We start from the raw sequence: 6,404 nt of genomic DNA, 5'->3' as shown, positions 1-6,404 counted from the left end.
GGTCTTCGAGATCGGGGTTAGCCTGGAACATCGCATTTTCGATTAGCGACATTTCAGGTTGTGGGAATTCTTTGCCTAGCGCGGGCATTCTGACTGGCTTACAGCTGCAGTCCTCCGCGCTTTCAATCATTTCAATAATGGTGCTACGGCCAGGTAATGACTGGGCATGATTTACACCAACCATTAAAACGATAGCTCGCCAACAACATTAGGATAAGCTTTACTAGGACAATGACTCATAGCGCTGCCTCCGTTTTTATAACCTTGGTATTGCCGTAAAACTCCACATCTTCAAACCTGAAATGATAACGGCCATTCTCGCCATCAAAACTAAAACAGCTAATGAAGTCTTTTAGCAGGCAAGTAAAGCTACCTTTTGAAATATCTGCAGTTTGGTCAACAGCTAACTCTCGTACTGCTTCATGCAAATATTTGGTGAGCTCTTCGCATGGGTAACCGTCAATAATTGAACTGGCGAATAGGTCAAACATATCAATCATTTCTTGTTCGTTAATTTCATGTCTAATAATCATGGTTAAATATCCTTTATTTATACTTCAGCATATTCATGCGCATTTAATACAACATAACCGCCCTGGCCTTTTGGTCGTCCGATTACGCCACGGAAAAGCTGACGGCAATTAAGCTGCTGACAAGCGTTATCGATTGCATCTTGCTTGGTTTCACATTCGCCTATTTCAACGGTGCGCAGTTCGTGTGTTTTAGGGTGTTCACGCATGCCGCCACTTGGGCAAAGCTCTATTGCTAAATACATCATGCGACCATCCAGATAGTTGTATTGTGAATATCGAGTGTCTTCTCCCACCACAACTCTATACAGGCGACTAACTTGGTTAAGCCGAAGCCTTGTGCCATAAAGTACACAGAACGAATAGCGCCTAAGGCTAGTTGCTCTTGGGTAGAGCCTGAATCTGAACAAGCTACGACGCTTTGCCAAAAGGCAAATACAGTAATCAATACCTCTTCTTGCTTGAGCGTTGCGTAAAGGTTGAAATGAAAACAAGGCATTGCAAGTGCATCGCTACGACCGGCATCAACGCATTCAAACAAATCGATGATCCAATCGGCTTTGTCTGCATCGATACCAAGCGAGTGCAGCGCTGTGCGCACATTTTCGACGGGGGCTAAAATACGTTTCATGCCGCTACCTCATTTTTTATCAAGTTGCTTAGTTCCTTATACGTAGAAGTGACTTGTCTAAATGCAGTTAAGCCATCGAGGTAAATGGTTTTATCCATTAGCTTGTGCGCTGACCAGGTATTCGGGGTTTGTATGCCGCTAAAGTAGGCTTTATCAACGGCAATTACTTCGAGTGCATCGGCATGGCCAATATAGCGAACAGACACGCTCAATTTTTCAGGTTTGGCGATGGCAATAAACATGAGTTCGTTGATCACATCGTTCATTGTTGGATTTGCTTTAATCATGGTATTCCCTTACTTGTTAAATTCAGTTAATGAGTAACCAGCCATTTCATTGATTACCGGTGCTAAACGTTTTATGACGCAGTGGATCGCGGCTCTTTGAATTTGATTAAATTTTTGAAACGTAAATTTCATGTCACGCTCTTCCATTCCTGCAGCAAAACAGATAACGCGCTTTATCTCGTCACCTTGTTTGTTGTAGATAACAGCGACACGATTATGGTTAAACATGTCGCGGACTTGAGCGATGGCTTGAGCCGCGGTGTCTTGGTGCTGTGTTTGTACGAGTTGTGCTTGTCCCATAACAATTCCCTCTTACATACCTGGTAATGGCAATCCACCGATGACGGCATCTGTACACATGGACACGAACGGCCCTGCACCACCGCAGCGGTTTTCAACGTCTGACATAAGAAAGACCAGTTCACGTACCGCGTCTTGTGCCTTTTTGATTATTTGGTCTTTTTTAAATCGGGTTAGCCGGCGATCAGATTCGGCTTCTAAGATGTGTCGGTTTATTTCACCGGCATGGCTGGTCACGCTCATGGCGCTGAGCGTGAGTGGTTTTGACTCGCCTTGTTTGGGTAGACGAACAGCGGTTAGTCCGACTTCGAGTATTGCGCTGTTGATAATGTCGTGATTATCGGTTGCGGTGGTGATTTTAATTAACTCGCTAACGGTTAATTGATGTGGCTGATTGGGGTTGAGTTTGTTGCGTAGTATTTGCCCACGCATACCGCACTCGTTGGCAATCTGCTCTAAGTTTTCTATGTCTGCAAACCGGACACATGCAGACTCTATTGGGCTCTGTTTACTCTCATTTGACTCATACATTGCGAAAATCTCCTTATATGCAATGATTAAGTAACAATCCAAGTACGCAAATGAATATGATCGCTTCTGTTTTAACGATTAAAGAGAAACGATGCTTGCGTTTATTCACGCTTGGTTCGATAAATACACCTGCCGAAACCTCTATAAAGCCCTGTTGATGGGCGTTTATAGTGATCTCTGATTGGCTATTGGTTTTATTATGCAAATTTTTGTGCATCGGCTTTTTTGAACAAGGCAACAAGGTTGATTAGTACGGCCTCGTTTCTGCTTTCTTTTGGCATGATAGGCAGCTTTCCACTCGTAACAGCATGATCAATAGTGCTTATTGATTGCCCAGTTGCGGCGGCATATTTCTTTTTTGTGCAGTAAGGCACGTCGAGATGTATTGTAATTGACGACATAATGGTATCCTTGTTGGTTGTATTTAATGGCATTAGAGCTCATAACTACGCATATGAGCAGTGACCCAATTGAATGGTACAATTAAAATGAGCAGCAATCAAATATTTTCACCTCCTTTTAGTTATAAAGGTGGAAAAAGTGTGACCGAGAAACTAAAAGTAGTCACTAAATGTAAGACATATGACGAGATGGCGGTCGCATTTGACATACCAAAGTCAACAATCTTCACTTGGCATACTCGTGATATGACTCCATATGAGATCGCAATTAGAACTCATTTGATTACAGGGGTGTCCCTAAAGTGGCTTTTATTAGATGAGGGTGAAGCATTCAGTGAAGGTGATACATTTAATACAGTAGCTACTGATTCAAAAAGAACGGTCTCTATTGAAACAATATCTAACGGAGAGCTAAGTAATTCGAGCCAAATCGGTTTAGACTTCGTTGCAATGAAGAATTATGGCTTAACAGTAGATAACACTCGTATTATTAATCTGGACGGAACACTTCTTTTTATTAATACGGCAGAAACCAAAGCTAATTCAGGGCGCTATTTATTGGATATTGACGGTTCGATTTCCATTAATCATTTACAGCGTTTACCAGGTAAAAAATTAGCCATGAGTTATGGCAATACATCAGTTGAAGTTGCAGAAGCGGATATTGTGGTGTTGGGGCGTGTAGTGCTGGCAATGGAAAAAGAATAGAAGAGATCTGTTAACAAGCTATGTAGAGACGAATTATAACCCTGCTAATTAACGTAGTATAATTTTGAGTTAGCTAGGCTAGCTAACTCAATTCTGGACAAAACCTTGTTAGAACACTTATTCCATTTGTAGTTATTCAGATAAGGTTTTGTATTGGAAACGTCGAAGAAAGTGGCCAAATTCATCACTACAATTGATCAACAAGGCCAGCGAATCCCCCAACTTTTCCGAGAGTAGTAAGTAAAAAATAACTTACTATATGTCAAACAATATAATCAAAACAAAAGCTCCAACAACACTAAAAAGTGATAAATAAAACACGCTACGCACCACTTTTTGTATATAAACACCTTTAGGAGTTAAGAGCGATTTACCACTAAAGAGAATTAGAAAATTATCAACATGACCCAAGATAGTTCTCTTTTCTTTTTTGTATTGACTTATTATTAGTGGGCCCAATGTTAGAGAAAGGCCTAACGTAAGGAAACTGATAAAAATAAAAACTCGCATAAGATCCTGTAGTATCACAATTAAACCTTAATAAATAAAAGAACCAGTAAAGCTAACATGAGCAGCCAATCAAGCACCAACTGTTATTTGTCCTTTGTTCATTAGCTTGTTATGTGCGTGCTAAACAAGATACTTTTGCCAATGATTTAAACCCATTAGGGCAACTTGATAGTCTTCGTAATCACATGACCCATACAGTTGTTTTGCCACAAGATTGTCATCATCGACTTCTAATGTAATTTTGAGGTAGTCATTTTCTCGGCAATAAGCCTCAATGCCCTTGAGTAATAATTTACCTAAGCCTTTTCCTCGACTGTTGCTAGAGATCATGAAGTCATGAATATTGAGAACTTTTCTTGCTCGATATGTTGAGTAAGACTCAAAACATACCGCAAAGCCTAATGGCTTATTTCCAGTGAAACATAAAAAACCATGAAAGTACGGAAGAGCAAATAATTGATTCACAATCGTAGAATCAATGGTTGCTGATACTCCAGACGAGTATTCTTGGAACAGTAACTCTAATGCTTCTCTATGCTCTAGATTATCGACTTCGATGTATTTGATAAAGGTACTCATATCCATATTCCGTAAAAGCACATAACAGTTTATTATACGGAATTCCGTATAACGTGAATCCTGATTTAATTTAATTACCATTAACAATATCAAATTTATCTTATATTACAATCGGATATATAAAAACATCTGTAATCTATAAAATAAAATAAAAACGTAAACAAGAAATCTATTTACTTGGGTCCATATAAATAGATATATGACAAATTAATGTGAGGATATCTAGTATGAGTAACTGCTCTAAGCCACTTTGGGGCAATTTTGAGTTAGCCCTATTAGCTAACTCGTTCGTGGATATAAACGGCTTAGAAATTATGCATCAATAAGAACGCTTCGCATTACTGAAAATATGGCTATATCAGGGCCTAAACAAAAATACGATTTGAAAAATCGTATTTTTGTTTTATAGGGAATACATAGAAATGCACCCTACTATCTTGCTAAAACAGGATAAGTAAAGAAGATAAGATGGACGAAATTAAAGAGGAAATGAGCAAGTACAGCGCACCATAAGCGGTTAGTAAAGTGAAATACCAAGCCATAGCCTAAACCAGCCAACGTGGCGAATATCACCAATAATGTACCACCAGAAAAGTGAACTAAGCCGAATAGTATACTCGCGACAGCTAAGCCAATGCGCCAGCCAAAACGACGACTTAATGATTGTTGAATAAAGCCTCGAAATAGTGCTTCTTCAGCTACACAGGTTAATAATAAGTTATTAAGTACGAACAACCACCACCAAGACGGTAAGCCAAATTCTGTCTTAATCGCCCCAACGTATGCTGCAATAGGTAAGAGAGAAAGTAAAAGAGGAAGCGTTATAAGCAATGGTTTTAACTGCCATTTTTTCTTATCCCCGAGCAGTATTGGGTAAGCTAGAAGAAGTGCAAAAAATGTAAGTGGCTTATCTAAATTTAGATACATAGAAAAAGGCAAACTTTCAGGACCAGCTTTTACATTGTCTAACACCTGAAGATTGTTGAACCCCGGAATAAGGTGCATAAACAACATCACACACCAAGCAACCACAATCCCCAAACCTGCATAATTAATCAGCTTCGGTTGTTTGGTCGTTAACAATGAAGAAAGGTAATATGAGAAAATAAGAATAACGAAAGTACTGAGCAATGCAATAAGATCGATGCGTCCCAATGCAAACGCGCTTAACAGAGTCACACCAAGTACAACCAAAGATAACACATTTTTCCGTGCTAAACCTGCCCCAATTGAGAAAATTAATGGCAGCCATAGCCAAATGGCTGATTCTAAAATCATGAAATTGTCCTTAATAAAGAGTTCGATTTTGGATTTTTATCCAAATGGTCTCAACATACTGAATTAATATCGTTTTCACAAGACCTGGAGTAAAGAAAAAACAGGTATAGCTGCCCCTATGAAGCACTATCATAGATGGAGATACTCCATAGGCTGGGTTATGTCGCAAAATTGGACTGTTAGGCAATATAAATAGACTCCGTATAATCAGCAATGGTTAAATCTAATTACTCCTGTATATACAACCAATCGATGATGATTCATGCATTACTAAATATATGGCAAACAGAAATAGACATATTGTGAATTAATAATTACTTTAACGAAAAATGGCAGAAACGGCTTAACGTTATTACTCTAGGAAATAATTAGATTGAAATGTGATGGTTTAGCTGAGAACAGAGATGAATAACTCGCGAGTTTTATTAATAGGTAATAACCTAACTATTTGTTGTATCAGTACTCCCTAAATAACGCCAAGTCCCCTATAGACCCCCTCAATTAATGCTATGCCTTACATTACCTAAAAATACGTCCAATCCAACATAACATGCGGCGTATAAACCGTTAAGCTTCTCAATGTTACCATTTAAAGCTTATCTTGACCGTTAAAGTTATTACTCTACATAAATCTTACATAACATGCGTT

The 6,404-nt window shown here is 39.0% G+C and carries 11 protein-coding genes; 1 reads left to right on the top strand and 10 read right to left on the bottom strand.

The annotated features are described in order from the left end of the window. The 8 genes from BT797_RS21800 to BT797_RS21765 form a co-directional block, all read right to left on the bottom strand. Positions 1–184: hypothetical protein (locus tag BT797_RS21800; protein ID WP_139292010.1), on the bottom strand; the 184-nt coding region annotated here is incomplete at its 3' end. Positions 185–236: 52 nt separating this feature from the next. Next, a complete protein-coding gene (locus BT797_RS21795) occupies positions 237–533 on the bottom strand; it encodes a hypothetical protein (RefSeq protein ID WP_075473521.1) in 297 nt (98 codons plus the stop codon). 17 nt (positions 534–550) lie between these two features. Continuing rightward, on the bottom strand, positions 551–778 hold the full coding sequence (locus tag BT797_RS21790) for a hypothetical protein (protein ID WP_075473520.1): 228 nt from the start codon (positions 776–778) through the stop codon (positions 551–553). Next, a complete protein-coding gene (locus BT797_RS21785; protein WP_075473519.1) occupies positions 775–1,161 on the bottom strand; it encodes a hypothetical protein in 387 nt (128 codons plus the stop codon). The genes BT797_RS21790 and BT797_RS21785 overlap by 4 nt, the downstream gene beginning before the upstream one ends. Further along, complete coding sequence (locus tag BT797_RS21780) at positions 1,158–1,448, bottom strand: hypothetical protein (protein WP_075473518.1); 291 nt, start codon at positions 1,446–1,448, stop codon at positions 1,158–1,160. Before BT797_RS21780 ends, BT797_RS21785 begins: the two co-directional genes overlap by 4 nt. Before the next feature lie 9 nt (positions 1,449–1,457). After that, complete coding sequence (locus tag BT797_RS21775; RefSeq protein WP_075473517.1) at positions 1,458–1,748, bottom strand: hypothetical protein; 291 nt, start codon at positions 1,746–1,748, stop codon at positions 1,458–1,460. 12 nt (positions 1,749–1,760) lie between these two features. After that, positions 1,761–2,279: a phage regulatory CII family protein gene (locus BT797_RS21770; RefSeq protein ID WP_075473516.1), complete on the bottom strand. Its 519-nt coding sequence runs from the start codon at positions 2,277–2,279 to the stop codon at positions 1,761–1,763. Between the two features lie 197 nt (positions 2,280–2,476). Next, the gene (locus BT797_RS21765; RefSeq protein WP_075473515.1) at positions 2,477–2,680 is read right to left on the bottom strand and encodes a Rha family transcriptional regulator; all 204 of its coding nucleotides are present in this window, start codon (positions 2,678–2,680) and stop codon (positions 2,477–2,479) included. Between the two features lie 87 nt (positions 2,681–2,767). Between BT797_RS21765 and BT797_RS21760 the strand changes: the two genes are divergently transcribed. After that, positions 2,768–3,388 (top strand): helix-turn-helix domain-containing protein, encoded by a 621-nt coding sequence (locus BT797_RS21760; RefSeq protein WP_075473514.1) that lies wholly within the window; start codon positions 2,768–2,770, stop codon positions 3,386–3,388. 630 nt (positions 3,389–4,018) lie between these two features. Here the strand turns inward: BT797_RS21760 and BT797_RS21750 are convergent. Then, positions 4,019–4,477 (bottom strand): GNAT family N-acetyltransferase, encoded by a 459-nt coding sequence (locus tag BT797_RS21750; RefSeq protein ID WP_075473512.1) that lies wholly within the window; start codon positions 4,475–4,477, stop codon positions 4,019–4,021. Positions 4,478–4,909: 432 nt separating this feature from the next. After that, positions 4,910–5,755, bottom strand: a complete 846-nt coding sequence (locus BT797_RS21745) for a CPBP family intramembrane glutamic endopeptidase (protein ID WP_075473511.1) — start codon at positions 5,753–5,755, stop codon at positions 4,910–4,912. Positions 5,756–6,404: the final 649 nt, after the last annotated feature.

Origin of the sequence: Moritella viscosa (genome assembly GCF_900120065.1) — a bacterium.
GTDB classification, from domain to species: Bacteria; Pseudomonadota; Gammaproteobacteria; order Enterobacterales; family Moritellaceae; genus Moritella; species Moritella viscosa.
Note: the sequence above shows the minus strand (reverse complement) of the source record. Positions and strands in the feature narration are given on the sequence as shown.